General features: G+C 74.1%; 27 protein-coding genes and 1 tRNA gene. 13 read left to right on the top strand and 15 right to left on the bottom strand.

Annotation, left to right across the window (positions count from 1 at the left end):
• Together E4P40_RS02615 and E4P40_RS02610 are read right to left on the bottom strand one after the other, a co-directional pair.
• On the bottom strand, positions 1-360 hold a 360-nt coding region (locus E4P40_RS02615; RefSeq protein ID WP_135156998.1), incomplete at its 3' end, for an SRPBCC family protein.
• Between the two features lie 14 nt (positions 361-374).
• On the bottom strand, positions 375-1,115 hold the full coding sequence (locus E4P40_RS02610) for a GntR family transcriptional regulator (RefSeq protein ID WP_135157000.1): 741 nt from the start codon (positions 1,113-1,115) through the stop codon (positions 375-377).
• 144 nt (positions 1,116-1,259) lie between these two features.
• Between E4P40_RS02610 and E4P40_RS02605 the strand changes: the two genes are divergently transcribed.
• Both E4P40_RS02605 and E4P40_RS02600 read left to right on the top strand, forming a co-directional pair.
• The gene (locus tag E4P40_RS02605; RefSeq protein WP_135157095.1) at positions 1,260-2,288 is read left to right on the top strand and encodes an ATP-dependent 6-phosphofructokinase; all 1,029 of its coding nucleotides are present in this window, start codon (positions 1,260-1,262) and stop codon (positions 2,286-2,288) included.
• 138 nt (positions 2,289-2,426) lie between these two features.
• On the top strand, positions 2,427-2,996 hold the full coding sequence (locus tag E4P40_RS02600; protein ID WP_135157002.1) for a TetR/AcrR family transcriptional regulator: 570 nt from the start codon (positions 2,427-2,429) through the stop codon (positions 2,994-2,996).
• Between the two features lie 16 nt (positions 2,997-3,012).
• On the opposite strand, the gene E4P40_RS02595 is transcribed toward E4P40_RS02600, so the two are convergent.
• Together E4P40_RS02595 and E4P40_RS02590 are read right to left on the bottom strand one after the other, a co-directional pair.
• Positions 3,013-4,227, bottom strand: coding sequence for a metallophosphoesterase (locus tag E4P40_RS02595; RefSeq protein ID WP_245160094.1), 1,215 nt, complete (start codon positions 4,225-4,227; stop codon positions 3,013-3,015).
• A 46-nt stretch (positions 4,228-4,273) separates the two neighbouring features.
• Positions 4,274-5,803 (bottom strand): CYTH and CHAD domain-containing protein, encoded by a 1,530-nt coding sequence (locus E4P40_RS02590; RefSeq protein WP_135157004.1) that lies wholly within the window; start codon positions 5,801-5,803, stop codon positions 4,274-4,276.
• Positions 5,804-5,880: 77 nt separating this feature from the next.
• On the opposite strand from E4P40_RS02590, the gene E4P40_RS02585 reads away from it, so the two are divergent.
• Positions 5,881-6,849: an endonuclease/exonuclease/phosphatase family protein gene (locus E4P40_RS02585; RefSeq protein ID WP_135157006.1), complete on the top strand. Its 969-nt coding sequence runs from the start codon at positions 5,881-5,883 to the stop codon at positions 6,847-6,849.
• Between the two features lie 43 nt (positions 6,850-6,892).
• Entirely contained in the window at positions 6,893-7,750 is an 858-nt protein-coding gene (locus tag E4P40_RS02580; RefSeq protein WP_135157008.1) for a PRC and DUF2382 domain-containing protein, read from the top strand.
• Positions 7,751-7,754: 4 nt separating this feature from the next.
• Here the strand turns inward: E4P40_RS02580 and nhaA are convergent, their stop codons facing one another.
• The 10 genes from nhaA to E4P40_RS02535 all read right to left on the bottom strand — a co-directional run bounded on the left by nhaA (position 7,755) and on the right by E4P40_RS02535 (position 16,796).
• Positions 7,755-10,391 (bottom strand): Na+/H+ antiporter NhaA, encoded by a 2,637-nt coding sequence (nhaA, locus tag E4P40_RS02575; protein WP_135157010.1) that lies wholly within the window; start codon positions 10,389-10,391, stop codon positions 7,755-7,757.
• A 43-nt stretch (positions 10,392-10,434) separates the two neighbouring features.
• On the bottom strand, positions 10,435-11,199 hold the full coding sequence (locus E4P40_RS02570; protein ID WP_135157012.1) for a nitrilase-related carbon-nitrogen hydrolase: 765 nt from the start codon (positions 11,197-11,199) through the stop codon (positions 10,435-10,437).
• Positions 11,196-12,383: a pyridoxal phosphate-dependent aminotransferase gene (locus E4P40_RS02565; RefSeq protein WP_135157014.1), complete on the bottom strand. Its 1,188-nt coding sequence runs from the start codon at positions 12,381-12,383 to the stop codon at positions 11,196-11,198. Before E4P40_RS02565 ends, E4P40_RS02570 begins: the two co-directional genes overlap by 4 nt.
• Positions 12,380-13,825, bottom strand: a complete 1,446-nt coding sequence (locus tag E4P40_RS02560; protein ID WP_245160095.1) for an RNB domain-containing ribonuclease — start codon at positions 13,823-13,825, stop codon at positions 12,380-12,382. Before E4P40_RS02560 ends, E4P40_RS02565 begins: the two co-directional genes overlap by 4 nt.
• A gap of 56 nt (positions 13,826-13,881) precedes the next feature.
• The gene (locus tag E4P40_RS02555) at positions 13,882-14,097 is read right to left on the bottom strand and encodes an RNA-binding S4 domain-containing protein (protein WP_135157016.1); all 216 of its coding nucleotides are present in this window, start codon (positions 14,095-14,097) and stop codon (positions 13,882-13,884) included.
• A gap of 16 nt (positions 14,098-14,113) precedes the next feature.
• Positions 14,114-14,833, bottom strand: coding sequence for an MOSC N-terminal beta barrel domain-containing protein (locus E4P40_RS02550; RefSeq protein WP_135157018.1), 720 nt, complete (start codon positions 14,831-14,833; stop codon positions 14,114-14,116).
• Positions 14,830-15,753, bottom strand: a complete 924-nt coding sequence (locus tag E4P40_RS02545) for an aldose 1-epimerase family protein (protein WP_135157020.1) — start codon at positions 15,751-15,753, stop codon at positions 14,830-14,832. Before E4P40_RS02545 ends, E4P40_RS02550 begins: the two co-directional genes overlap by 4 nt.
• A gap of 145 nt (positions 15,754-15,898) precedes the next feature.
• Complete coding sequence (locus tag E4P40_RS29485; protein ID WP_348519635.1) at positions 15,899-16,072, bottom strand: GNAT family N-acetyltransferase; 174 nt, start codon at positions 16,070-16,072, stop codon at positions 15,899-15,901.
• Positions 15,997-16,212, bottom strand: a complete 216-nt coding sequence (locus tag E4P40_RS02540; protein WP_135157022.1) for a hypothetical protein — start codon at positions 16,210-16,212, stop codon at positions 15,997-15,999. The genes E4P40_RS29485 and E4P40_RS02540 overlap by 76 nt, the downstream gene beginning before the upstream one ends.
• Complete coding sequence (locus E4P40_RS02535; RefSeq protein ID WP_135157024.1) at positions 16,209-16,796, bottom strand: TetR/AcrR family transcriptional regulator; 588 nt, start codon at positions 16,794-16,796, stop codon at positions 16,209-16,211. Before E4P40_RS02535 ends, E4P40_RS02540 begins: the two co-directional genes overlap by 4 nt.
• A 49-nt stretch (positions 16,797-16,845) precedes the next feature.
• Between E4P40_RS02535 and E4P40_RS02530 the strand changes: the two genes are divergently transcribed.
• The 3 genes from E4P40_RS02530 (at position 16,846) to E4P40_RS02520 (ending at position 19,117) form a co-directional block, all read left to right on the top strand.
• Complete coding sequence (locus E4P40_RS02530) at positions 16,846-18,039, top strand: acyl-CoA dehydrogenase family protein (RefSeq protein ID WP_245160096.1); 1,194 nt, start codon at positions 16,846-16,848, stop codon at positions 18,037-18,039.
• Positions 18,040-18,077: 38 nt separating this feature from the next.
• Positions 18,078-18,557 carry a pyridoxamine 5'-phosphate oxidase family protein gene (locus tag E4P40_RS02525; protein ID WP_135157026.1) on the top strand — a complete coding sequence of 160 codons (480 nt, stop codon included), beginning with the start codon at positions 18,078-18,080 and terminating at the stop codon, positions 18,555-18,557.
• Between the two features lie 95 nt (positions 18,558-18,652).
• Positions 18,653-19,117 carry a DUF1707 domain-containing protein gene (locus tag E4P40_RS02520; protein ID WP_135157028.1) on the top strand — a complete coding sequence of 155 codons (465 nt, stop codon included), beginning with the start codon at positions 18,653-18,655 and terminating at the stop codon, positions 19,115-19,117.
• A 110-nt stretch (positions 19,118-19,227) separates the two neighbouring features.
• Here E4P40_RS02520 and E4P40_RS02515 read toward each other — a convergent pair.
• Positions 19,228-19,310, bottom strand: a tRNA-Leu gene (locus tag E4P40_RS02515).
• A 189-nt stretch (positions 19,311-19,499) separates the two neighbouring features.
• Between E4P40_RS02515 and E4P40_RS02510 the strand changes: the two genes are divergently transcribed.
• The 6 genes from E4P40_RS02510 to E4P40_RS02485 all read left to right on the top strand — a co-directional run bounded on the left by E4P40_RS02510 (position 19,500) and on the right by E4P40_RS02485 (position 26,866).
• On the top strand, positions 19,500-20,342 hold the full coding sequence (locus E4P40_RS02510; protein WP_135157030.1) for a DUF3662 and FHA domain-containing protein: 843 nt from the start codon (positions 19,500-19,502) through the stop codon (positions 20,340-20,342).
• 49 nt (positions 20,343-20,391) lie between these two features.
• The gene (locus E4P40_RS02505; protein ID WP_135157032.1) at positions 20,392-20,856 is read left to right on the top strand and encodes an FHA domain-containing protein; all 465 of its coding nucleotides are present in this window, start codon (positions 20,392-20,394) and stop codon (positions 20,854-20,856) included.
• A 73-nt stretch (positions 20,857-20,929) separates the two neighbouring features.
• Positions 20,930-22,324, top strand: coding sequence for a PP2C family serine/threonine-protein phosphatase (locus E4P40_RS02500; RefSeq protein ID WP_135157034.1), 1,395 nt, complete (start codon positions 20,930-20,932; stop codon positions 22,322-22,324).
• Positions 22,324-23,730 (top strand): FtsW/RodA/SpoVE family cell cycle protein, encoded by a 1,407-nt coding sequence (locus tag E4P40_RS02495; protein WP_135157036.1) that lies wholly within the window; start codon positions 22,324-22,326, stop codon positions 23,728-23,730. The genes E4P40_RS02500 and E4P40_RS02495 overlap by 1 nt, the downstream gene beginning before the upstream one ends.
• Positions 23,727-25,169 (top strand): penicillin-binding transpeptidase domain-containing protein, encoded by a 1,443-nt coding sequence (locus tag E4P40_RS02490; RefSeq protein WP_135157038.1) that lies wholly within the window; start codon positions 23,727-23,729, stop codon positions 25,167-25,169. Before E4P40_RS02495 ends, E4P40_RS02490 begins: the two co-directional genes overlap by 4 nt.
• Complete coding sequence (locus E4P40_RS02485) at positions 25,169-26,866, top strand: serine/threonine-protein kinase (RefSeq protein ID WP_135157040.1); 1,698 nt, start codon at positions 25,169-25,171, stop codon at positions 26,864-26,866. The genes E4P40_RS02490 and E4P40_RS02485 overlap by 1 nt, the downstream gene beginning before the upstream one ends.
• Positions 26,867-26,970 lie beyond the last annotated feature (104 nt).

The raw sequence follows: 26,970 nt of genomic DNA, 5'->3' as shown, positions 1-26,970 counted from the left end.
GCCGGTGGGCTCGTGGGTGATCGTCATGGTGACCCGGGTGCCGCCGGCGCCGGTGTCCTCGAGCTCGATCCGTGTCGTCCAGGTCTCCGGCGTCAGCTCGAGCCGGGTCGTGACCAGCCGCGGGGGCGACCAGTCCACGATCTCCCCTTGGGGCGCCCCCGCCGCGGGCGGGAACCCGTCGAGCCGGCCCGGTGCGCAGACGAACGTCGTCCCGACCCCGGGCTCGGCGGCGTCGTCCCCGACCACGTAGGAGACGTCGCAGACCGCGCAGTACGGCTCCAGGACGGCGAGGGCGCGCCAGACCTCGGCCCGCGGCTCGGGCACGTCGCGGACGCCGGTGGCCGTCGTCGTCCCGGTCATGTCAGGTCGGTCACTCAGCGGCCGCCGACCGAGACCTCGAACTCGACCTGGCTGACGTCGGGACGCAGCCGGGAGAAGCTGTGCACCAGCGGATGGCCGCTGCTGTCCCGGACGGTGGTGCGGACGACGAGCAGCGGCGAGCCGGCGACGATGTGCAGGAGATCGGCCTCGTCGGGGGCCGCGGTGCCGACGTCGACGACGATCCGGGCGGTCGCGAGGTCGGCGGAGTACTCGCGGCGCAGGAAGTCGTAGAGCGAGCCCTCGCTGAAGTCCGCCTCGACGGCTCCGGCGTACAGGGCCGCCGGCAGGAAGCTGTGCGCCACGTGGTTGGGCTCGCCGTCGAGACTGCGCAGCCGCTCGAGCTCCACGACGTCGGCCGTGCCCTCCAGGGCCAGTTCCACGGCCACCGGAGCCGGGGCCGGGACGATCCGCTGGGTGAGCACCTTCGTGCCCACCTGGGCGCCCTGCTCGCTCATCACCGAGCTGAAGCCGGCGATCCGGTGGACGAAGCTCTCGCGGTACTCGTGCCGGATGGCCGGCCGGGTCACGTACGTGCCACGGCCCTGCTCGCGGACGAGGTGACCGTCGGCGACGAGGCCGTCGACTGCGCGGCGCAGCGTGATGCGGCTGACGCCGTACTCGGCGCAGAGGACGGGCTCCGGCGGGAGGACGGTGTGCTCGGGCAGCGCGGCGACGCGGCGCCGGAGGTGCTCGCGGACCGACAGGTACTTCGGTCCGGTGACGGGGCTGACCACGCGTCAAAGGTACGGGATCGCAAGACGTCTGGACGTCATGTCGTATGAGACGTCCGTTTCGCCCGTCCGGACGACACGCCGGGGCGGAATCATCAGGACGTCATGACGTATCGTCGGGCGCTCGGCCAGCAGAAGGAGCGACCGGTGCGCATCGGTGTCCTCACCGGCGGGGGCGACTGCCCCGGCCTGAACGCAGTCATCCGGTCCGTCGTCCGTACGGCGACGACCCACTACGGCAGCGAGGTCATCGGCTTCCGCGACGGCTGGCGCGGCCTGCTGGAGGACCGGACGACGCCGCTGGACATCGCCGCCGTCGACGGCCTCCTCACCCGGGGCGGGACGACACTCGGCTCGGCGCGGGTCGCCCCCGAGCGGCTGGACGCCGGCATCGCGGAGATGAAGGGGGTGCTCGCCCGCCACGGCGTCGACGTCCTCATCCCGATCGGCGGGGAGGGCACCCTGACGGCTGCGCACCTGCTGTCGCGGGCCGGCGTCCCGGTCGTGGGGATCCCGAAGACGATCGACAACGACATCGACGAGACCGACCTGACCTTCGGCTTCGACACGGCGGTCAGCATCGCCACCGAGATGATCGACCGGCTGCACACCACCGCCGAGTCGCACCAGCGGGTGCTGCTGGTCGAGGTGATGGGCCGGCACGCCGGCTGGATCGCGCTGCACGCAGGCCTGGCGTCCGGGGCGCACCTCACCCTGGTGCCGGAGGAGCCGTTCGACGTCGAGGAGGTCTGCCGCCTGGTCACCGCCCGGTTCGACCGCGGCGACTCGCACGTCATCGGCGTCGTCGCGGAGGGCGCCACCCCGCTGCCTGGCACGATGCCGTTGCGCGACGGCGGCGTCGACGAGTTCGGCCACCGCCGGTTCACCGGGGTCGCCCAGCAGCTCGGCGACGAGCTGGAGCGGCGCACCGGCAAGGAGGTCCGCACCACCGTCCTCGGGCACGTCCAGCGCGGCGGCACCCCCACCTCGTTCGACCGGGTCCTGGCGACCCGGTTCGGCCTGCACGCCACGGTCGCCGCCCACGAGGGGGCGCACGGGCAGATGGTGGCGCTGCGCGGAACCGAGATCGAGCTCGTCCCGCTGGCCAAGGCCGTCGCGAAGCTGAAGACGGTGAGCGCCTCCCGGCTGGCCGAGACGGGGGCCTTCACCGGCTGATTCGGCCCCGCGGGCGGCGCTCGGACCGCGTGAAGTGCGAAACCGCGGGTAGGGGCGGCAGGATGCGGCCCGTAGTCATCCGGGGACACCCGGTGGGGCGGCTGCGCTCAGTGCTGCGCGCGGACGAGGGAGTGACCAGTGGCGGACACGGGGGACTGGCGGATGCGCCGATGGGAGACGACCCACCGGCGGGTCTACGACGTGGCGATGGGCCTGTTCAGGGAGCACGGCTTCGAGCGGGTGAGCGTCGGCCAGATCGCCACGGCGGCGGAGGTCTCCGTGCCGACGTTCTACGCGCACTACCCGTCGAAGGAACACCTCGTCATGCAACTGCCGAGCGCCGAGGACATGGAGGCGCTCGTGGCCGCCCTCCCGGCCGAACTGCCGCTGCGGGAGCGCCTGAAGCACGCCCCGGCCATCTGGGTGTCCGCCTGGAGCCTGGAGGAACGGGAGGCCACTCTGGCGCGGTGGCGGATCATCGCGGCCACCCCGGCGCTGCGGACGCGGGCCGCGGAGTTCGAGCGCACCACGGCCAACCTGATCAGCGACGCGCTGCGGAAACAGGCGGGCGGCGCGCTCCCTCCGGCGGACGCCGTCGTCGTCCAGGTCTTCATGGCCGCCTTCACCGCGGGTGTGCTCGCGTGGGCGGACCGCGACGGCGAGCGCAAGCTCGAGGAGCTCATCGACGAGGCGTTCGAGGCCCTGTAGGGCCGCAGCCCACGACTCAGCCGGGCAGTGGCCGCAGTTCCACGACCGTGACCTCGGGCCGCGCCCCGATCCGCATCGGCGGACCCCAGTAGCCGGCGCCCGACGTGACGTAGAGCTGGGTGTCCCCGTGCCGGGTGAGCCCCTCGACGGACGGCTGGTCCAGCCGGATCGCGTAGTCGAAGGGCCACAGCTGGCCGCCGTGCGTGTGGCCGGAGAGCTGCAGGCCGACGCCGGCCGCTCGTGCCTGGTCGACCATGACGGGCTGGTGGGCCAGGAGGACGACGGGCGTCGCGTCGTCGCGTCCGTCGAGGGCGGCGTCGAGGTCCGCGCCGTGCCCGGGCAGGCCCGAGGACGCCGCCGTCCGGTCGTCGATGCCGGCCAGGTCGAAGGACGCCGCGCCGCGCCGGATGGCGACGCGTTCGTTGCGCAGCACGTCCACCCCGAGCGTCGGCAGGTGCCGCAGCCAGGCGTTCGTGTCGACGAAGTACTCGTGGTTGCCGGTCACGAAGAACACGCCCTGCGCGCTGACCAGGTCGGCGAGTGGCGCCGCCTCCTCGCGCAGCTCGCTCACGTCGCCGTCCACCAGGTCGCCGACGATCGCGACGACGTCCGGGCGCTGCTCGTTCACGAGCTCGACGAGCCGCTCGAAGCGGCGGCCGCCGTAGGTGGCCGAGAGGTGCCCGTCGGAGAAGGTGACGATCCGCAGGCCGTCGAGCGAGGGATCCAGGCCGGCCAGGGTCACCGGCACCCGGCGGACGACGGGTGCGGAGTTGGCGAAGTACGCCCCCGTGCCGGCCGTCCCGAGGGCGATCGCCCCCGCCGTGACGGCGAGGCTGCGCGCCAGGAACAACCGCCGCGCGGGATCCGGTGGCCCTTCCGGGAGAGCTTCGTCTCTCCTCCGGCGCAGCAGCAGCCGGCCCACGAGCCGCACGGGCTCCAGGAACAGCAGCGCGAGGAAGCCGTAGAACGCGATCCCGAGCCAGCTGTAGGCGACCCAGTCCAGCGGCGCCGAGGCGCCGAGGGGCAGCGTCCGGCGCAGCGAGATCGCGAGCACCGGCAGCAGCATGAGGCCGACGGTCAGCAGCGTCAGCCGCCGGCGGACCTGGCCAGGCGGCGTCGTGCCGCGGACCAGCCGGAACCAGAGATAGCCGTGCAGCAGCGTCATGGCCAGCAGGACGACGGTGCCGAAACCGAGCAACCGGATCAGGGACACCGGCGCCCCGGCTCGCACAGCACGGTCCCACTGTCGCAGGTGCGGCGGGCCGGCCGCCGTACAGCTAGCGCGCGGCGCGGTCCAGGGCCTTGCGGAGCTTCGGCTCCTCGGCCCAGAACGCCTCCTCGGCCCGCTCGGCGCGCGCCTGCTCGAGCGCGTGCAGCCGGCCGTAGGTGAAGGTGCTCTCCCCCTCGGCGAAGGCCACGACCCCGAAGCGGCGGCAGTGCTCGCGGGTGACCGTCGTGTCCTGCAGCTCGCCCAGGTCCGCCTGGATGCGCTTGGCGGCACGCACGAGGGGCTTCGCCGGCCCGAGCTCACCGGTGCCGATCTCGGCCGCGTAGCGCACGCGCTTCGCGGCCTTGCGGACGGCGTGCAGGGCCTCGTGCCGCTGCTCCTCGGATGCCTTCTCGGCGGTCGCGAGATGCCGGCGCAGTCGCTGCACCGAACTCCCGACGGCCTTCCGGAGCACGGGGCGCACCGGGCTCCCTGCCTTCCCGGTGAAGGGCGGCTCGGCGAGCAGCGCGTGCAGGGCGTCGAGGAGCTGCAGGTATCTCGGCTCCGAGAGCGTGACGAGAGCGCGGTCGAGCCCGGCCCGGGCCTCGCGGATCTGCGCCTGCTGCAGCCGCGCCGCCACCGGCCCGAGCACCAGTTCCTCCGGCTGCCCCCGCACGAGCTCCCGCAGGTGGGCCAGCGCCACCTCGTCGTCCCGGGCGTTCGACAGCTGCCCGCCCAGCCAGCGGAGCTCCTCCCGCAGTGGCGCCGTCGCCTCCCGGTCGAGCACCGCTCGGAACGCCGCGAGCGTGCTGCGGAGGCGCCGCGCGGAGACCCGGAGCTGGTGGACGGCGTCGGGCTGCTGGGTGCGCAGGTCGAGGTCTGCCTGCTGCAGCGCGGCGACCTGCTCGCCGAGGGCTGCCTGCACGAACTCGCCGGCCCGGGGGCGCTTGTCCTTCCGGCCCCGCTCCGCCGGGAGGGCGCCGGCCGCCAGCCGCGCCGCCAGCACGCGCCCGGCCTTCGACGCCGACTCCGACGGGCGGGCGCCGGCTCCGGTGAGGAGCTCCGCCACTGTCCCCAGGAGCTCCTCGCCGCCGTCGACCAGCTCCACCTCGAGCTCGCGCCAGACCTGCACCTCGGCCGGCTCGCCGATCCCGACGGCCGGCGTCGTCGCGGTCACCGTGTCGTCGGCCAACTCGGCCAGGGTCCGCCCGTCGGCGTCCCGGACGTGGGTGACGACCCGGCGCGTCCGGAGGGTGGCGACCGGACCGGTCGCAGCGCCGCGGAGGATCCCCCGCACCGGCGCGAGGAAGCCCTTCGGCGGGTTCTTGACCGCCCGCCCCAGCGGTGCGTGCAGCTCGCGCCGCGCGGGCCCGGCCGGCAGCTTGAGGTGCCAGCCCGCGTCGGCGCCCCCGGTGCGGCGGCGCAGCGTCACCCGCGCCCGCAGCAGCCGCAGGTCGGATGTGTCGTGGTAGACCGCCTCGAGCTCGTGGACCACCGGCGCGTCGACCGTCGCGACGCCGTCCAGGCCCGCCAGCCCGGGCAGCGCGAAGGTCTCGTCGACGTCGAACTTGCGCTCGACCTCCAGGTGTCCGGCAGTCACGACTGCGAACCTAGGCGCGCGGCGGTTCCTCCACCACGCCGACGGGGCTCGCGGCACCGCTGGCTACGGTGACCGCGATGGCCGCACCGGTTCGCGTCCGCCGCCGGACGGCGGTCGCCGTCGCGCTGCCGTGGGTGGGATGGGCGGTCGTCCGGGTGACCGGAACGGAGCGCGGATTCCCCCTCGTGCCGGCGATCTCCTTCACCCCCTACGCCGCGGTCACCGCCGTCCTGCCTCTCGCCGCCGCGGTCCTGGCCGGATCCGTCCCGGCCGCGGCGCTGTCGGCGGGCGCGGGCGCGGCACTCGCCGGGGCGGTGCTGTCCCGGGCCGGGGGATCGCCGGCACCGGCGGAGGGGCGCACCCGCCGAGTGCGCGTCGCGACTGTCAGCCTGCGCAAGGGGCTGGTGGAGGCCCGGCCGGTCCTCGACCTGGTTCGCCGGCACGACGTCGACGTCCTCTCGGTGCAGGAGCTGACCCCCCGGGCCGAGGCGGCCCTGCGGGCGGCGGGGATCGACGAGGTGCTGCCCCACGCGCACGTGATCCCGGCCCGCCCCGGATCCGTGCCGGCGGGCTCCGGCGCCGTGTGGACCCGCCTGATCGTGCTCGACCGCGGTGCCGAACCCGGGACCTTCGAGCAGCCGACCGTACGGCTGGCGGTCGACGGCGCACCGGACCTCGTGCTCACCGCCGTCCACACGACCCCGCCGGCGACCTCGCCGGCCGCCGTCCGGGCCTGGACCGGGGACCTCGCTGCCCTTCCGGACCCGGAGGCCGGCGTCCTGCGCGTGCTGGCCGGCGACTACAACGCCACCTTCGACCACGCCGCCTTCCGGGCGGTGCTGCGCCGCGGATACGTCGACGCCGCGCGGGTCGCGGGTGGCGCACTGGCGTGGACCTGGCACCCCCTCCGGCTGCGGGTCCCCCGCCTCGCCGTGGACCACGTGCTCGTCGACCCGCGGATCACGGTGGCCGACGTGGGGCTCGTCGCGGTCCACGGCAGCGACCACCGGGCCGTCGTCGCCGACCTCGTGCTGCCGGCCCGATGACGGCGATGTTCACCGAGCGGCCCGGCTGGGCACGATCATTCCCATGCTGAGCGAGCGAGAGGTCTCCACCTCCATCGGGAGCACCGTGTACGGCACCAACGGCGACAAGCTCGGCACCGTCGAGCACTTCTACGTCGACGACCGCACCGGAGCGCCGACGTGGGTCGCGGTGACCACCGGGCTCTTCGGCACGAAGCAGTCGATCGTCCCTGCGGTGGACGCCACCATCGAGGAGTCGGGCGGACTGCGGGTACCGGTCACCGCCGAAGCGGTGAAGGGCGCGCCGCACCTGACCGGCGACCACCTCACGCCCCACGACGAGGCCGAGCTGCGCCGCCACTACGGCCTGGGACAGGCGGGCGGTGAGGCGGTGGCCCCGGTCGTCGACGCGCCCGTGCCCGCCTCGCTGACCGACGCACCGGTCGACCGGACCCAGCCGGTACCCGTCGATGCCGAGGGCGGGATGGTGCGCAACGAGGAGCGCCTGGTCGTCGGCACCGAGCGGGTGGCGACCACCCGCGCGCGGATCGTGAAGTACGTGGTGACGGAGGAGGTCCAGATCACCGTGCCGATCCGGCGCGAGGAGATCCGCGTCGAGGAGGTGCCGGTCGACGCCCCGGACCTGCCGGGCGAGTCGCTGCTCGACGACGGCCGTCCGGGGACGGACGTCCAGGGCATGCCGGCGGGCGACGGGCTGCCCGGCGAGATCATCCTCCACACCGAGCGACCGGTGGTGACCGTCGAGGTCGTGCCGGTCGAGCGGGTCCGCCTGCGCACCGAGGTCGTGCAGGGGCAGGAGACGGTCACGGAGCAGGTCCAGCGCGAGCAGATCGCCGTCGACCAGCACGCAGTGCCGCGGACGACCGCCCGGCACGCGGCCACCGACGATCCGGCCGTCTGACCCCTCAGCCCACCCGGTCGGTCCCGGCGGCACGCAGCAGCTCGTCGACGGTCGGCTCGACGAGCACGCGGCCGTCGGCGGCGAGGACGACCGGCCGGTGGTCGTCGAGGCCCTCGATCTCGGTCAGCATCGCCCGGGCGGCCTCGTCCTGCGTCGGGTCGAGCCACTGGTGGACGATGCCGCGCTCCGCCAGGACGGCGCGCAGCTCGGCGCTGGCCGGCCAGCGGGGGTCGCCGACGACCCGCAGCCCCGTCGCCCGCCCGATCAGCATGGCCCGGCGCAGCAGGAACGCCCGCATGATGACGTCGGAGAGCTCGCGGTCGGCCGCCATCACCTCGCGCAACCGGTCGACCGAGAGCGTCACCACCGAACCCGGGGCCGCCACGACGACCGACCGCACCGCGCGCTGCCCGGCGAGCATGTTCAGCCCGCCCAGGAAGCGCCCGGGTCCGACCACCGACACCACCCGCGGCCCGGCGACGGCGCCGTCGGCCGCGTCGGGCGGGAGCCCGTCCTCGACGACGGCGACGGTGCCCTCCAGGACGACGACGAAGTCCCACTCCGACGAGCCGCCCTGCACCAGCACGTCCCCGGTCGACGTCGACCGCCGCCGGCCGGCCCGCCGCAGCACCGCGAGCTGCCGGGCGTCCAGTCGCGGTGAGGCGCCGCTGGGGTCCTCGGTCTCCGCGAGTCCCTCGACCGCGGGCAGCCGGGCCGGGGGCGAGAGCGGCGCGGGGGGACGCGTCCCCGGCACGGGGGACGGCCCGGCGGCGGAGCGCTCCAGGGCGGTGCCCCGCGGGTCGGTGCTCAGCAGGGCCGCCGCCAGCTCGTCGGTCCCGGCGCGGCCGACGTGCCGGACGCCGTTGACGAAGAACGTCGGGGTCCCCTCGACCCCGCTGGCCTCCGCTCCGGCGACGTCGTCCCGGATGTGCTGGGCGTACGTGCCGTCGCCGAGGTCGCGGGCGAACCGCTCGAGGTCGAGCCCCAGGGCCGAGGCGTAGTCGAGGAGGTCGGGCGCCTCCAGGTCGTCCTGGTGGGCGAAGAGCTTGTCGTGCATCTCCCAGAACTTGCCCTGGGCGCCGGCGGCCTCGGTCGCCTCGGCGGCCAGCTGGGCGTGCGGATGCAGCTCCACGAGCGGCAGGTGCCGGAAGACGTAGCGCAGGTCGTCGCCGAATCGGCCGCGGAGTTCGCTGACCACGCCTGTCGCCCGCCCGCAGAAGGGGCACTCCATGTCGCCGTACTCGACGAGGGTCAGCGGCGCGTCGACCGGACCGCGGACGTGGTCGACGTCGGGGTCGACCGGCGGGTCAAGCTCCACCGGCCGCTCGGGGGCGCTGCTTCGCTGGCTCAGCACGCGGAAGAAGAGGGCGCCCACGGCCGTGGAGACCACGGCGGCGGCGAGGATGCCGACGGTCGCCTCCTCCCGCAGCCGCTCGTCGTCGAACGCGAGGTCGGTGACGAACAGCGAGACCGTGAAGCCCAGGCCGGTGAGGGCGGCACCGCTCCAGACGTTGCCGAGGGTGACGCCCGGCGGGAGGACGCCCAGTCGCAGCCGCACGGCGAGTGCCGCCGCCAGACCGACACCGAGCAGCTTGCCGACCGCGAGGCCGACGAAGACGCCGATCGTCACCGGCGAGGTGACGGCCCGTTCGAGCAGGGCGCCGTCGATCCGCACGCCGGCGTTGGCCAGGGCGAACACCGGCACGACGACGTAGCTGCTCCACGGGACCAGGACGGCGCCGATCCGCTCGTTGGGCGAGATCGCGCGCTCCACCGACAGCTTCGCCTCCCGGGCGAGGGCCGGCTCCGGGGACTGGCGGAAGGCGCGGGCCAGGGACCCGGCGCGCTCGACCTCGGCCCGGCGCGGCGGGTACGCGCTGACCAGCAGCCCCAGCACGACGCCACCGATGGTGGCGTGCACGCCGGACTCGTACATGGCCACCCACATGACCGCGCCCACGGCGAAGTAGGCCGGTCCCCGCCACACCTGCATGCGCGACAGGCCGATGAACGCGAAGACGCAGAATCCGGCGATCGCCAGGGCGACGAGGTCGATCTCGTCGGAGTAGAAGATCGCGATCGCACTGAGGGCGCCGATGTCGTCGACCACGGACAGCGACAGCAGGAAGACCCGCAGCTGGATGGGGGTGTGCCGGCCGAACAGGGCCAGGGCGCCCAGCACGAACGCGGTATCCGTGGCCATCGGGATGCCCCACCCCACCGCGCCCTCCCCGCCGGCGTTGATGGCAAGGTAGAGCAGTGCCGGGAGGACGAGGCCGGCCACCGCGGCGAGCACCGGGATGGTGAGCCGGCTGCGCTGCACGAGCTCCCCCATCGAGAGCTCGCGACGCACCTCCATCCCGATCAGGAAGAAGAAGAAGACCATCAGGCCGTCGTTGACCCAGTGCTGCAGGTCCATCGCGATCTCGGCGTTCCCGAACCGCAGGGCCAGCTCGGTGTGCCAGAGCTGGTCGTAGGAGTCGGCCCAGGGCGAGTTGGCCCAGGCCAGCGCGACCAGGGTGGCGGCCACCATCAGGCCCGCGCCGGCCACACCGGAGCGCATCAGCCGGCGGACGGGGGCCGAGAGCTGCGCGGCGAGGTGGGCGGATCCGGTGCGGCTCGCTCCGGCGACGGTGGTCACCCGGGGAACGCTAGGGCCGGACGGTTTCCGGTGGGAGTCCCCGTCAGTCCCCCCGACGGTCGGGCAGGAACCTCAGCCGGTCCCGGGTCGCGGCGACCTCGGCGGCGTCGACGTCGGCGAGGACGATCGTCTCCACGCCGGCCGCCGTGGCGAGCAACTCCCCCATCGGGCTGACGATCCGGCTGTCCCCGACGTGCTCGGTGCCGTCGCCGGCGGTACCGACCCGGTTGCAGCCGACGACGTAGGCCTGGTTCTCGATGGCCCGGGCCTGCAGCAGCGTCTGCCAGTGGTGCCGGCGCGGGCTGGGCCAGTTCGCCGGCACGAGGTAGACGTCGGTGTCCGGCGCCGCCTTCCAGAAGACGTCGGCGAAGCGCAGGTCGTAGCAGATGAACGGGGTGATCCGGAGGCCCCCGACCTCGATCGTCACCGGCTTCTCCCCCGCCTTGAACCGCTCGTGCTCGCCGGCGTGGGTGAACGGGTGCAGCTTCCGGTACCGGTGCGTGGTGCCGTCCGGGCCCGCGATGACGAAGGAGTTGTAGGGCAGCTCCTCCCCGGTCGCCACCTCGGGACAGGTGCCCGCCACCCAGGCGCCCTGCGCCGACGCCTGGGCGGCAAGGAACTGCGCGGACGGCCCGCCCTCCGGCTCGCCGATCCCCGGGGTCATCGAGAACCCGGTGGAGAAGGTCTCGGTGAGCAGGACGAACTCCGCGCCGGCACCGACCGCCCGCTCGACCAGCGGGGCCAGCCGCTCGAAGTTGGCCTCGCGGTCCTCCCAGACGATGTCGTGCTGCACCGCCGCGATCCTCATGTCATCCCCCTCAACCGCCGGACGGCCTCGGCCAGCACATCGTCGCCCTTGCAGAACGCGAACCGCACCAGGTGCCGGCCGAGGTGGGCGTGCGCCGGGTCGTAGAAGACCACGGTGGGGATCGCGACGACCCCCGCCCGTTCCGGCAGTCCGCGGCAGAACGCCAGGCCGTCCCCGTCCGGTTGCACGGAGCGGACGTCGACGGTCGCGAAGTAGGTCGCCTCGGGGCTGATCACCGGCAGGCCGGCGTCGGTCAGCCCCCGGACGAGGACGTCGCGCCGGTACTCGAGGTCGCGGGCGGCCCGCGTGAAGTACTCGTCGGGCAGGCCCAGCCCCGCGGCCACCGCCGGCTGGAACGGCCCGCCGTTCACGTAGGTCAGGAACTGCTTGGCGGTCCGGACGGCGGAGACCAGCGCCCCCGGCCCGCAGATCCAGCCGATCTTCCAGCCGGTGACGTTGAAGGTCTTCCCGGCACTGCTGACGACGAGCGTGCGCTCGCGCATCCCGGGCAGCGTGGCGATCGACCGGTGCACCGCATCCCCGAAGACCAGGTGCTCGTAGACCTCGTCGGTCACGACCAGCAGGTCGTGCTCGATCGCGGCGGCCGCGACGAGGGTCAGCTCGTCGGCGGTGAACACCTTGCCGGTGGGGTTGTGCGGGCTGTTCAGCAGCAGGATCTTGGTGCGTGGCGTGATCGCGGCGTGCAGCTCGGCCGGGTCGAACGCCCAGCGGCCCTCCCCGTCGTCCGGGGGCCGGAGGGGGACCGGTCGGGCGACGCCGCCGGCCATGGCGATGCCCGCCGCGTAGCAGTCGTACATCGGCTCGAACAGCACGACCTCGTCACCGGTGTCGAGCAGCGCGAGCAGTGCTCCCGACAGCGCCTCGGTCGCGCCGGCGGTGACCAGCACCTCGGTGTCGGCGTCGTAGCTGCCGCCGCCGAACCGCGCGCGGTGGTCGGCGACGGCGGCGCGCAGCTCGGGGATGCCGGTGCCCGGCGGGTACTGGTCGGCGGCCGTGCCGATCGCGGCACGGGCCACGTCGAGGACCTCGGGGGGGCCGGGGTAGTCGGGGAAGCCCTGGCCGAGGTTCACCGCGCCGGTGGCCACCGCGAGCGCGCTCATCTCCGCGAACACCGTCGTCCCGAAGCCCTGCAGGCGGGCCGACAGGTACGGCACCCGGCTCACGGCTCGCCCGCCGTCGTGAAGCGCACCGACCGGCCGGCCACGTCGGCCTCCTCCAGGCGAACCCGCACCCGGGTGCCCGGCCGCAGGTGGTCCCCGGTGCACCTCCCGCGGATCGCGAGGGCGTCGAGCACGACCGTGCCCTTGCCGTTCTCGGCGTCGACGACCACGGCGGAGAAGGTCTGGCCGACGTGGTCGCGGATCAGCCAGGCCTCGGTCGCGTCGATGACCGCCCGCTCCACCTCCCGGGTCCGCCGGTCCGACGCCGACATCTGCGCCGGGAGCTCGGGCAGGGCGGCGCGCAGCTCGGGCGCCGGCTCCCGGCCGGCGGCGAGCGCGAGGCAGACCTCGGTGCCGAAGCGGTCGACCAGCCGGCGCAGCGGCGCTGTCACGTGCGCGTAGGGCGCGGCGACCCCGCTGTGCACCGCCTGTGCGGGCGGCGGACCGTCGAAGGGGGTGTACGCCGCGCCGCGCAGCAGGGTGACGGCCTCCTCGAGGAACGCCGCGTGCCCGGGCCGGGACGCGTCCAGGCGGGCGATCACCTCACCGGGCCCCGCGTCGGCCGGCCAGTCGACGCCGAGGGCCGGGGCGAGCAGGCGGAGCCGGCTGACGTCCTCCGGGCGGGCCGGCGGCAGGGTGCGCAGGACCCCCACGCCGCCGTCGAGCATCAGCGCGGCCGCACAGCGACCGGTGAGCAGCGAGATCTGGGCGTTCCACCCTTCGACTGGCAGGTCGCCGCGCAGGGCCAGCGTCCAGCCGCCGTCCTTCCCGGCCACCACCTCCTGGTCCGGGGTGCCCAGCTCGATCGCACCCCGCTCCGTCGCCCGCTGCTGCAGGAGGGCGCCGATCTCCGGCAGCAGCGCCAGCGGCTCGGGCAGCGTGCCGGCGTCCGCCTGCGCCTGCACCGCGGGGTAGTCCAGCTGCGCCCGGCTGCGCACGCGGGCCCGTCGGAGGTCGACGCGCACCGGTTCGCCGTCCGCGTCGAGGTCGATGGTCCACAGGACGGCGGGACGCAGCCGGTCGGCGAGCAGGCTCGCGGCGCCCTCGCTCAGCGCGGGCGGGTGCAGCGGTGTCCGGCGGTCGGGGCTGTAGAGGGTCTGGCCCCGGCGGCGCGCCTCGCGGTCGATCGCACCGCCCAGGACGACGAAGGCCCCGACGTCGGCGATCGCGTAGCTGACCCGGTAGCCGCCGTCGCGGGCGGCGAGGTGCACGGCCTGGTCGAGGTCGCGGCTGCCGACGGGGTCGAGGGTCACCAGGGGGACGTCGGTGGCGTCCAGCTCGGGCAGGGGTGGCTCGGCGGCCCGCCGCTCGGCCTCGGCCAGCACGTCGGCCGGGAACTCCTCCGGGACGTCGAACTCCGCGCGGATCGCCGCGAAGTCGGGACCGTCCTCGGCCGCGGCGGGCCAGCGCGGGAGGCGGATGGGGGCCGCGGACGGGACAGGCACGGTCGCCAGCCTGACAGAGGCGGCGGGACCGCGCGGTTCCACGTGGAACCGCGACGTCAGCCGATGCGCACGTCCTCCATGCCCTCGACGGAGATCACGTCGCCCGTGCGCAGCTGCCGGCCGCGGCGCTCCTCCGGCTGCCCGTTGACGCGAACCTCCCCGGCGAACAGCACGTCCTTCACCTGGGCCCCGGTGGGGACCGCGTCGACGAGCTTGAGCAGCTGCCCGAGGCGGATGCTGTCCTCGCCCGGGCGGAGGGAGACGGTGCGCACGGTGCCCAGTCTCGTCTCAGGCCGGGACGAGCACGTCACCGGTGCGCACCGTGCCGGAGGTGAGGACGGCGGCGCGCACCGCCAGCAGGCCGTCGCGCTCGCGGTGGATCGTCTTCAGCACGGAGGTGTCGCGGGCGATCCCGCCCGGTTGCGGCCGCGTGGTCATGACGCACCGGGAGATGGGCAGGCCGAACCGCAGCCGGACCCCGCCGAGCTCCGCCTCGCGACCGCGAAGCGCGTCCTCGCCCGCGCCGTCGAGGACGACGTTGGCGCGGAACCGGCGCCGGTCCCAGGTCCCGAGCGTGCCGGTCGAGACCAGCGACAGGCGGATCCGCGGGCTGTCGTGGAAGGGGCCGGGCGCACCCTCCCACTGCAGCCACTCCGTGGGATCGGGCACCTCCTCGTCCGCCGGGGTCTCGTAGGTCGGGGCCACGTCGCCGCGCTCGTCGGCCGCCCGGAGCTCCACCCGGCGGCCGAGCCAGCCGGAGATGTCCCCGTCGTCGGTGGTGACCGTCCCGTCGGGGAGCACCACCTCCACGCCGCCGTCCGCCCGGAGGCGGGCCGAGGCGAACAGCAGCTCCGGCACCCGCCGGGCGGTGAGGCCCAGGCCGGTGTCGAGGTCGAACAACGCCCAGCGCCGGTCGCCTGCGATGCCGAGGGCGTCGACGGCCGCCTCGGCCAGGCGTTCGCCCTGCAGCGACTTGACCGGGTAGCGCCAGAGCTCGGCGACTCTCATTCCCCGGCCGACCAGCTCAGCGTCCAGGTGCCCGACCAGTCCTCCCCGGGCTCGAGGACCACGAGATCGACGGCGTCGGCGAAGGCGTTCGGCGGGCAGGTCATCGGCTCGACCGCGAGGCTGCGGCGGCGCTGGCCCACCGGCAGGGTGTCGCCGCTGTAGACCTGGAGCCAGGGCCACGACGCGTCGACGGCGAGCTCGACCGCGCCCGCCGGGCCGCGGAGTCGGACGCGCGCCCAGCCGTCGTCGTCCCGCACGAGATCGGTGAGCGGGTCGTCGAAGGACCTGCCGCCGATCCGCCCGACCGCGCCGTCGAACGGCCGCCGCTCGCCGGTGGGCAGGCCGTCGCCGTCCACGACCAGCAGCGTGCGCGCGGGCAGCTCGAGCTCCGCCGTCCCCACGTCGCCGTCCTCGCTGCCCCCGACCGCCAGGTAGGGGTGCAGCCCGACGCCGAACGGGGCGGGCTCGTCGCCGGCGTTGCGCACCCGGACGGTCGACTCGAGCCGGTCGGGGGAGAGCGCGTAGTCGATCGCCGCGGCGAGCCGGAAGGGGTAGCCGGAGCGCTTCTCGACGACGGTCCCGACGGTCACGCGGTCGGCCTCGGAGTGCAGGACCCGCCAAGGCTGCGCCGAGACCAGGCCGTGGATGGCGGTCGGCTTGCTGGTCGATGCGATGTCCAGCTGGAGGTCGTGCCCCTGCCAGGTCCACCGTCCGTCGCGGATGCGGTTCGGCCAGGGCAGCAGCACGCCGCCCCGCCGTCCCGACGGCACCTCGCCGGGGGCGTACCCGTCGAGGACGTCCCAGGCGCCGACGGTGAGCGCGCGCAGGCCGCCGCCGTTGAGGTCGACGGCCAGCCGGGCGTCGCCGGCGGTCGCATGGACCTCGGTGGGCTCCGTCTCGGGCCAGGCGTGCTGCGACATGGCGCCAGCTCACCACACGCCCGTCGGCGAAGGAGTCCTGCTGCCGGGGCAGCCGGGAGATGCGGACCAGCCCCCTCGATCACCCGGATACGCACGACGGCGCGTATGGGGCGTCCGATGACCGCCGTCGTGCGCATATCGGCGCTCATCGCTGCGGCGTCCAGCAGCCGCTCGAAGAAGAGGGACTCGTCGGGGCCTTCGAGACGCCGCGCCCCCGGGCTGCCGGGACGACGAACATGCGCTTCACCTCCGCGACACCCGTCCCCAGCTCGCGCAGGGCGCCGCAGCCGATCGCCGTCCCGTCCTCGTCGCGCGCCACCAGGACGACGCCGATGTCGGCGGTGGACGGCGGCGTGCCTGGTTCCCCTTGCCGTCGTAGCGGGCGCGCACCTCCGCCTGCTGGTCGGCGGCCAGCCGCTGGACCTCGGGGTCGTCCCAGGAGGCGAACCCGACCGTCACAGCGCGATCCCGTGCAGCAGCAGGGCGGCCAGCTCGCGGTAGGCGGTGGCGTCGTCCAGGCCGGTCGCCCGGGCGGTGTCGCCGCGGCCGATGCGGAACATCAAGGTGGTCACGGTGTCGGCGATCAGCGCCGGGTGCACCTCGCGGAAGCGGCCCTGGGCCACCCCCTCGGCGATCAGCGCGCGCACCCGGTCGGCCGCCAGCGCGGTGTTGCGCTCGTAGACCTCGCGGCCCGGGGCGAAGGAGTCGAGGTCCCGGTGGAAGTCGGGGCCGGCGGGAGCCAGCGCCCGCGCGACGGCGCTCAGGTACGCGGTCACCCGCAGGGCCGGGTCGGTCTCGGTGACGGTCTGCGCCTCGACGTCCTCGGTCGCCTTGCGGAAGAAGTGCCGGATCACCCGCGAGGCCAGCCGTTCCTTGCTCTCGGCGAGCGCGTAGAGGGTGCTCTTCGAGCAGTGCAGCCGGACGGCGAGGTCGTCGAGGGTGAACCGCGCAAACCCCTCCGTGAGGAACAGCTCCTCGAGCTGGTCGAGCAGCTCGGCCCGCCGCCGGGTCAGCCGGGCGTCCGCCGGAACCGTGCTCGTCATCGCGCCTCCCAGCATGAACCAGGACGTACAACAGTACTGCGGTACCGTCGTGAGTACTGTTTTCGACGAGGGGACGCCCGTGCCGGTCGACCGCGAACTGCCCACGCCCGAGGCGTACGACCTGATCGCGCTCACCCGCGAGCTGGCCGACGCGGAGCTCGCGCCGAAGGCCGCGCAGTACGAACGCGAGGAGCGCTTCCCCCGCGAGGTCTTCCGCCTGCTCGGGAACGCCGGGCTGCTCGGCCTGCCCTTCGGCGAGGACGTCGGCGGCGGCAGCCAGCCCTACGAGGTCTACCTGCAGGTCGTCGAGGAGCTCGCGGCGCGCTGGGCCAGCGTCGCCCTCGGCGTCAGCGTGCACACGCTGTCGTGCTTCCCGATCGACCGGTTCGGCACCGAAGGACAGCGCCGCGACCTGCTGCCCGAGATGGTCGGCGGCCGGCTGCTGGGCGCCTACTGCCTGTCGGAGGCCCACGCCGGTTCCGACCCGGCCGCCATGCGCGCCGCCGCCCGGACCAGCGACGACGGCTGGCTCGCCACCGGCGAGAAGGCCTGGGTGACCCACGGGGGGCACGCGGACTTCTACTCGACGTTCCTCCGGACCCCGGACGACGGGGAGCGCGCGATCTCCACCTTCCACCTCACCCCGGACCTGCCCGGGTTCACCGCGGCCAGGCCCGAGGAGAAGATGGGCCTGACCGGGTCGACGACCGCGGCGATCCGGCTCGACGAGGTGCCGGTGCCCGCCGACCGGCTGGTCGGCGAGCGCGGCCGCGGGCTGTCGATCGCGCTGGCCGCCCTGGACTCCGGGCGCCTGGGCGTCAGCGCCGTCGCGGTCGGGCTCGCGCAGTCCGCGCTCGACGTCGCCGTCCGCTACGCCGGGGAGCGTGAGGCGTTCGGCCGGCCGATCGTCGAGCACCAGGGCGTGGCGTTCCTGCTCGCCGACATGGCCGCCGCCGTCGAGTCCGCGCGCGCCACGTACCTGGTGGCCGCCCGCCGCAAGGACGCCGGCAAGGACTACTCCCGGCAGGCCAGCATCGCCAAGCTCGTCGCCACCGACGCGGCCATGAAGGTCACGACCGACGCCGTCCAGGTGCTCGGCGGCGCGGGGTACACCCGCGAGTTCCCGGTCGAGCGCTACATGCGCGAGGCGAAGGTCATGCAGATCTTCGAGGGCACCAACCAGATCCAGCGCATGGTCATCGGCAAGTCCCTCGCCAGGGACGCGGCACCGGCCGGGAGCTGACCCTCGAAATCGTCGGCGCCCGGGTGGAGCATCCCGGCATGGCCTCGTTCGCCGATCTGGAGTCCCGGGAGCCGGAGTTCGCCGCGCGCGTGCGCGCGGCCTTCGACGCCCACGAGCACAAGTTCCTGGCCACGCTCCGGGCCGACGGGTCCCCGCGGATCAGCGGCATCACGATGCAGTTCGTGGGCGGCGAGCCCTGGCTGGCGGGCATGCCGGAGTCGGTCAAGTTCGCCGACCTGCGGCGCGATCCCCGGTTCGCCCTGCACAGCGGGAGCTCCGAGCCCGACGCCTTCTCCGGTGACGCCAAACTGAGCGGACGCGCCGCCGAGGTCACCGGATCGGCCGAGCGCAGCGGCTACGCGAAGGCGGCCGGCGTCCCGAAGGCGATGATGCACTTCGTCCTGTTCCGGGTGGCGCTCGAGCAGGTGGTGCTGGTCGCTCTCAACGACGAGAAGACCGCACTGGTCATCTCGTCGTGGCGCCCCGGGAGGGGCCTGACCCGGACGCTGCGCACCTGACGGCCGGAGTTCCACGTGGAACTGGTGACGTCCGTCAGTGGACCGGAACGACCGTCGCGGACGACACTGGCTGCACACCGACCAGGAGACGTCCGATGCCCGAGCCCCACCTGCGCGCCGCCGACACCGACCGCGCCGCCGTCGCCACCGTCCTCGGCCAGCACATGTCCGCGGGCCGGCTGACGGTCGACGAGTACGACGACCGGCTGGCACGGGCCTACGCGGCGAAGACGTATGGCGAGCTGGCCGAGCTGACCGCCGACCTCCCGGCCGCCCCGAAGCCCCGGGCCCCCGAGGCCGCCCGCCCGCAGGGCGCCGTCCCCGCCTGCACGCCCATGGCCAACCCCTGGGCCTGGCACGGCAGCGCCCAGTCCTCCTGGCGGTCCTGGCTGACCACCGCGCTCATCGTCGTGACCATCTGGGCGGCGACGTCACTGGCATCGTGGGAGTTCCACTACTTCTGGCCGATCTGGGTCATCGGTCCGTGGGGCGCGGTCCTGCTCGCGCAGACCCTCACGCGCGGCCGGCACGACCGGGAGCGGTACCGCCAGCTGGGCTGAGGCCCCGCGGCGCTCCGCGCGGGCCGGACCACCAGCGCGCCGGAGGCGGTCCACCTGCCAGGGACGCCGCTGCGCGGGGGGGTCCGCCAGGTGGCGCCGTAGAACTGGGGTGGGCAAGGGGGGAGTTGAACCCCCACGTCCTTTCGGACACACGGACCTGAACCGTGCGCGTCTGCCATTCCGCCACTTGCCCTGGCGAGCGCCGACATTAGCAGCCGGAGGCCGTGACCCGGCCGGGGGGTCGGTCGTTGCCCGGGTCACCAGAGGACGGCGCGGACGTGATTGCGGGGAGTCGCGGGTCACCGGCCGGTCGGTCGGGCACCGCCCGGCTACGATCACCGTTGGCACAGCGGGACGTCCGACCGAACGCAAAGGAGCGACTGTGGGTGTGCTGCAGCGCTTCGAGCGACGGCTCGAGGGCATGGTCGGCCTGGCCTTCGCCCGCATCTTCAAGGGCAAGGTGCACCCCGCCGAGATCGCGAAGGCACTCCAGCGCGAGGCAGACGAGCAGCGCTCCGTCCTCGGCGAGGGCCGCGTCCTGGCGCCCAACGTCTACGTCGTCACCCTCGGCCGCACCGACTTCGAGCACCTCGGCCAGTGGTCGGACCAGCTCGCCGGCGAGCTCGCGGACATGGTCAGCGAGCACATCGACGACGAGGGCTACCAGATCTTCGACAAGGTGACGGTGCGCCTCGAGCGCGACACCGACCTGCCCACGGGTGTCTTCGAGGTCAGCTCGCACGTCGCCGACCCGGCCCGCCCCGCGTCCCGCGACGACATGGCGGTGGCCGCTCCCCCGCGCGGTGCTCCGCCGGTCACCGGCCAGCACCCGCCGCTCCCCCCGCTGCCGCCCCTCCCCCCGCTGCGCGGCCGGGTCGCGACCGACACGGGGAAGCAGGGCCCGTCGATCGTCGGCCGGGCCGGCTCCCGACCGGGCGTGACCCACGTGCTCGTCGTCGACGGCCCGGGTACGCGCCACGAGCTCTCCACGGGGCGCAACGTCATCGGCCGTGGCACCGAGGCCGACATCCGGCTGCCGGACACCGGCGTCAGCCGCAAGCACGTCGACGTCGTCCTGGACGGCGGGACGGCGACGGTCGAGGACCTCGGCTCCACCAACGGCACGCTCGTCAACGGACGACGGGTCAGCCGGCAGGCCCTGGTCGACGGGGACGTCATCCGCATCGGCCACTCCGTGCTGGTCTACCGGCAGGATGGCTCGTGACCGAGCTTGCGAGGGCACGCAGGGACACAGCACGAGGGTTCTTGGGGCCGTGACCGCCGAGATCGTCCTCCAGGTCTTCCGCTTCGGCTTCCTGCTGCTGCTGTGGCTGTTCATCTTCGCGGCGTTCCGCGTGGTGCGCGCCGACCTGTTCGGCGGCCGGACCGGACGGGTCGCCTCGGTCCCGCCCCGGGCCGCCCCCGCCGGCAAGAAGCGCGGGCAGAAGGGCATGCGCACGCTGGTCGTCACCGCCGGCCCGCTGGCCGGCACGAAGATCACCCTGGGCGACCAGCCGATCCTGATCGGCCGGGCCGACGACTCCACGCTGGTGCTCACCGACGACTTCGCCAGCTCCCGCCACGCGCGGCTGACCAACCGCGGGGGTTCCTGGTACGTCGAGGACCTCGGCTCCACCAACGGGACCTACCTCGACCAGCAGCGCGTGCAGGGTCCGCTCCTGGTCAACCCGGGGCAGCCGATCCGCATCGGGCAGACTGCTCTGGAGCTGCGTACGTGAGGGAGCGTGCGGGCACGGCGATGAGCACAGGAGACGGGCGCCCGCGCCCCCCGAGCGCGAGCGAGGTGGACGGATGAGCCTCGTTCTCAGATATGCGGCCCGCTCGGACCGCGGCCTGATCCGCGGCAACAACCAGGACTCCGTCTACGCCGGCCCTCGCCTGCTCGCGGTGGCCGACGGCATGGGCGGCCACGCGGCCGGCGACGTGGCCAGCAAGGTCGTCATCGCCGCCCTGGAGCACCTGGACGACGACGCCCCTTCCGGCGACATGCTGCAGGCGATGCGCGAGGCGGTCTTCGAGGGCAGCGAGCACCTGCGCGAGGTGATCCGCGAGTCACCGCAGCTCGAGGGCATGGGGACGACGCTCACCGCGATCCTGTTCGCCGGTGGCCGGCTGGCGCTGTGCCACGTCGGCGACTCGCGCGCCTACCTCGTCCGCGACGGCCAGCTGTCGCAGATCACCCATGACGACACGTTCGTCCAGACGCTGATCGACGACGGCCGGATCACCGCCGAGGAGGCCAACAGCCACCCGCAGCGCTCGCTGCTGCTGCGGGCGCTCAACGGCCAGGAGGTCGAGCCGGACCTCTCCATGCGCGAGGCACGGGCCGGCGACCGGTACCTGCTGTGCTCCGACGGCCTCTCGGGCGTGGTGAGCGAGGAGACCCTCGCCGAGGCGCTGAAGGACCCCGACCCGCAGACCACGGCCGACCGGCTCATCGAGCTGGCGCTGCGCAGCGGCGGCCCCGACAACATCACGGTGATCGTCGCCGACGTCATCGAGGACACCGGGGGCGGCGGCCGCGTCGACCCGGTCGTCGACGGCGCGGCCGGTGACAACGTCGGCCAGCGGCAGGTCGACGCCCGCTCGGCCGCCGGCCGAGCCGCGCTCGCCGATCCGCCCGCACCTCCCCCGCCGACATCCACACCGCCGACGGGCGGTGGCCCCTCCGCCCGCCGCCGCCCGGTGCGACTACTCCTGGTGGCGGTGATCGCTCTCGTCGTGCTCGTGGCGGGGGCGGTCGGTACGTACGTCTGGGCCCTCGGACACTGGTTCGTGGGCGTCGACGGCACGGGCGACAGCGAGCAGGTGGCCATCTTCCGCGGCCTGGACGTCTCCGTGGTGGGCTTCGACTTCTTCGAGGTCGACGAGGACACCGGCCTGGCGCTCGCCGATCTCACGCCTGCGGCGCGCAACCGCGTCCGCGGCGGCATCTCGGCCACCGATTCCGACGACGCGAACCGGATCCTGGAGGCCCTGCGCGACCAGCGGCTGCCGGTCTGCTCCTCCGGCGGGGCGTCGTCGTCGAACGGCCCGTCGTCCCCTGCGGTCCCGTCGACCGCGCCGACGACGTCGGCGGTCCCGGGGGATCCTGGTGGCGTGCCGCCGACCACCGCGGAGACGACGACCTCGACCCGCACGACGGAAGCGCAGGAGCCGGGAACGGACTGCCGGGAGGCCGACTGATGTCCGGTCCGGCCACCGACCCCCGGGCCCAGGCGGCCGCCCCGCCCAAGCGGCGGGGCACGGAGGCCGCGCTGCTCGGCTTCGCCGTGCTCATCACCGTCGTCGCGCAGTGCATCGTCGACCTCACGATCACCGGCTCCCTGCGGCCGGAGATGGCCGCGTTCAGCGCCTGGATCACCGCCCTCTGGGTCGTGGCGCACTTCGTCGTCCGCAGGTGGGCTCCGTACGCCGACCCGCTCCTCCTGCCCTGCGTCGCCCTGCTGGTCGGCCTCGGGCTCACCGTCATCCACCGGCTGGACCTCGCCGCGGAGCAGCTCGACAGCACGATCACCCGGGAAGACGCGCCGGTCCAGCTGGTCTGGGCCACCCTCGGCGTGGCCCTGTTCGTCGCGTTCCTCGTGGTCGTGCGCGACCACCGCACGCTGTCCCGGTACGCGTACACGCTGGCGCTGGTCGGCATGGCTCTGCTCGCGCTGCCGGCCCTGCTGCCCTCCTCGATCTCCGAGGTCAACGGCGCCAAGATCTGGATCCGGGTCGCCGGCTTCTCCATCCAGCCCGGTGAGTTCGCCAAGATCTGCCTGGTCGTCTTCTTCGCCGCCTACCTGGTCGACAAGCGCGACGTCCTCGCCCTGGCCAGCCGCCGGGTGATGGGCCTGGAGCTCCCGCGCGGCCGCGACCTCGGCCCGGTGCTGCTGGCCTGGGTGCTGTCGATCCTCGTGCTCGTCTTCGAGCGCGACCTCGGCAGCTCGCTGCTGCTGTTCGGGATCTTCGTGGTGATGCTCTACATCGCCACCGAGCGCTCCAGCTGGCTGCTCATCGGCGTCGGGCTGTTCGCCGGCGGTGCCCTGATCGCCTACCAGATCTTCGGCCACGTCCAGCAGCGCGTGGACACCTGGCTCGACCCCTTCGCCTACCGGGACGGCGCCGGCTACCAGCTCGTGCAGTCGCTGTTCGGCCTGGGCACCGGCGGCCTCTTCGGCGCCGGGCTCGGCGGTGGCCGCCCCGACCAGGTGCCGGTGGCCAAGAGCGACTTCATCGCCTCGGCGATCGGCGAGGAGCTCGGCCTGTTCGGGCTCGTCGCGGTGATCATCGTCTACCTGGTGCTCGTCGAGCGCGGCCTGCGCACCTCGCTCATCGTGCGGGACGCGTTCGGCAAGCTGCTCGCCGCGGGCCTCGCGTTCGCCGTCGCGTGGCAGGTCTTCGTCGTCCTCGGCGGGGTCACCGGCCTGCTGCCGCTGACGGGTCTGACGACGCCGTTCCTCGCCTACGGCGGTTCGTCCCTGGTGGCCAACTTCGTGCTCGTGGCCCTTCTGGTCCGCATCAGCGACGCCGCGCGGCGCCCGGCCACCCCGCACGCGGCCCCGCAACGGCTCGGCGACGCGCCCACCGAGGTCGTGACCCAGTGAACGCCCCGCTGCGCCGCGTCGCGATCAGCATCCTCGTGCTCTTCACCCTGCTGATCATCAACGTCAACTACATCCAGGTCGTGCGCTCCGACGACTTGCGCGACGACACCAGCAACACCCGCGTGCTGGCCGCCGAGTACGACCGCGAGCGCGGCTCGATCATCGTCGGCGGTGAGCCGATCGCCCTCTCGGTCCCGACCGAGGGCCGCCTGAAGTACCTGCGCCAGTACCCGCAGGGAGGGCTGTACGCGGCCGTCACCGGGTACTACTCGCTGATCTACAACAACAGCGGCATCGAGCGCGTCGAGAACGACATCCTCTCGGGCAAGGACCCCCGCCTGGCACTCCGTCGCCTGGCGGACATGTTCACCGGCCGGGACCCCGCCGGCGGTGACGTCGTCCTCACGCTCGACCCTGCCGTGCAGGCCGCGGCCATGGCCGGCCTGGAGGGCGTCACCGGGGCCGTCGTCGCCCTCGACCCCAGCACCGGCGCGGTGCTCGGTCTGGCCAGCACGCCCACCTACGACCCCGGCCTCCTGTCCAGCCACGACCCGGACGCGATCCGCGAGTACGCCGCCGAGCTCGACGCCGCCGACCCCGACCCGCGCGCCAACCAGGCGACCCGCGAGATCTACGCGCCCGGCTCGGTCTTCAAGGTGATCGTGTCGGCCGCCGCGCTGGCCGAGGGCTACACGCCGGACACCGTGATCCCGGCGCCGACGGAGTTCCCGCTGCCCAACAGCTCCCGCGTCATCCCCAACTTCAACGGTTCGAGCTGCAGCAGCACCGGCGAGCAGTCGCTCCTCGACGCGCTCACCATCTCCTGCAACACCGCGTTCGCGATGCTCGGCATCGAGCTGGGCGAGGACAAGGTGCGGGCGATGGCCGAGGCGTTCGGACTGGACGGCGAGCGCCTCCAGATCCCCCTGACGGTCGAGGGCAGCACGGTCGGGGACATCGAGGACGACGCCGCGCTCGGCCAGACCTCGATCGGCCAGCGCGACGTGCGGGTGACCACGCTGCAGGCGGCGATGATCGCCGCAGCCGTGGCCAACGACGGCAGCCTCATGTCCCCGTACCTCGTCGACCAGCTGCGCGCCCCGGACCTCTCCGTCATCGACGAGACGACGCCGGAGGAGCTGAGCCGCCCGGTCTCGACGGAGATCGCGAACCAGCTGACCGAGATGATGCAGAGCGTGGTCGAGCGGGGCTCCGGCCGGGCCGCCCGGATCAGCGGCGTCGAGGTCGCCGGCAAGACCGGCACGGCCCAGACTCCGGACGCCCCCGACCACAACTGGTTCGTCGGTTTCGCCCCGGCCGACGACCCGACGATCGCCGTCGCGGTGTTCGTGAAGAACGGTGGCGGAACCGGCGGCGACGTCTCCGCGCCGATCGCCCGCGAGGTCATGGCCGCCCACCTCGCCGGTCAGGAGGACTGATGGCGCTCTCCGTCGGCAGCCTGCTGGCCGGCCGGTACGAGATCGTGGCCCCGATCGCGACGGGCGGCATGGGCGAGGTCTGGCAGGCCCGCGACCAGGTCCTGGACCGCATCGTGGCCGCCAAGGTCCTCAAGAGCGAGTACACCGGCGACCCGAACTTCCTCGCCCGGTTCCGCAACGAGGCCCGGCACACCGCCGCCCTGACCCACCAGAACATCGCGTCGGTCTACGACTACGGCGAGACCGTGGACGACACCGGCACGCAGAACCTGGCGTTCCTCGTCATGGAGTACGTCGAGGGCCAGCCGCTGGTGACGATCCTCCACGACGAGGGCGCCCTGCCCGTCGACTGGACGCTGCACGTGATCAGCCAGTCCGCCGACGGGCTGTCGGCCGCCCACAAGGGCGGTGTGGTCCACCGCGACATCAAGCCCGGCAACCTCATGGTCCGGCCCGACGGCGTGGTCAAGCTGACCGACTTCGGCATCGCCCAGGCCCGCGACGCCGCACCGCTCACCCGCACCGGCATGGTCGTCGGCACCGCCCAGTACCTCTCCCCGGAGCAGGCCCAGGGGATGGAGGTCGGCCCGCCGTCCGACGTCTACTCGCTGGGCGTGGTCGCCTTCGAGTGCCTCACCGGCGCGCGGCCATTCGACGGCGCCTCCCAGGTGGCCATCGCGCTGGCGCACATCAACCGGCCGCCGCCGCCGTTGCCGGCGCACGTCCCCCCGGCCGTGCGGCTGCTCGTCGAGCGGGCGCTGGCCAAGGACCCCGCCGACCGCTTCCCGGACGGTGGCGCCTTCGCCGAGGCGATCCGGCGGGTCGCCTCCGGCGGCACCCTCACGCCCGTCGTCGGCCCCGTCACCATGCCCACCCAGGTGGTCGCGGCCGGTGGGGACAACTCGCGCACGCAGGTCATCGCCGTCACCGGTGCCACCGCCGTGGCCGGTGCCGGGCTCGCCGGGCCCCCGACGGGGCCGGCCGGCCCGATGCCGCCCCTGCAGGCCCCTCCCGAGGACGACGACGGCTGGCTCGAGGAACCCGAGGAGCCACGCCGGGGACGACGCTGGGCATGGGTGGTCGCCGCGCTGGCGCTCGTCCTGCTGCTGGCCGCGGGCGCCTGGTGGGTCCTCGGCAGCGACGACCCCGGCGGCGGCGGTGACACCGCCAGCACGAACCCGACCGTGACGAGCGCGAGTTCTGCCGGGGTCGTCGTGGACCCGGCGGCGTTCATCGGCGAACCCGCCGACGACGTCGAGGCGGCGCTGACGGCCCAGGGCCTCGGCGTCGTCCGGGAGACGGCCAGCGAGGGCCAGCTCGAGGGCGCCGGGACGGAGCTGGACGCCGGGGACGTGGCTGACCTGGCGCCCACCGGCTCGGTGGCCCCGGGGACGGACATCACGCTCTACGTCGCCGAGGAGGCCTACGCGCCCGGGGGGACGGAGCCGACCGACGAAGCGGAACCGACCGAGACCAGCGCCAGTACGACGTCGACAGCGCCCACCACCACGAGGAGCATCCCGACGACCAGCAGCTCGTCGGCCTCGACGTCCACCACGACGGCCACGACCACGACCACCCTCCCGGCCGACCCCGGCGGGGACCCGCCGTGCGCTCCGCCGGAGGACTGCGACGGCGACGGACTGCCGGACGAGGACCCGAACGCTGGGGCAGCTGATCCGGGTGAGGCCGGGTGAGCCCGCTCCACCGCGTCGTCCCTGGATCGCCCCGCCCAGCGGATAGGCTCGCCGGCGGCAGCCAGCCCGCAGCGCCCCGCGCCCGGGGTGCTCGCCCGCTCGCC

The organism is Blastococcus sp. CT_GayMR20 (assembly GCF_004570345.1).
Note: the sequence above shows the minus strand (reverse complement) of the source record. Positions and strands in the feature narration are given on the sequence as shown.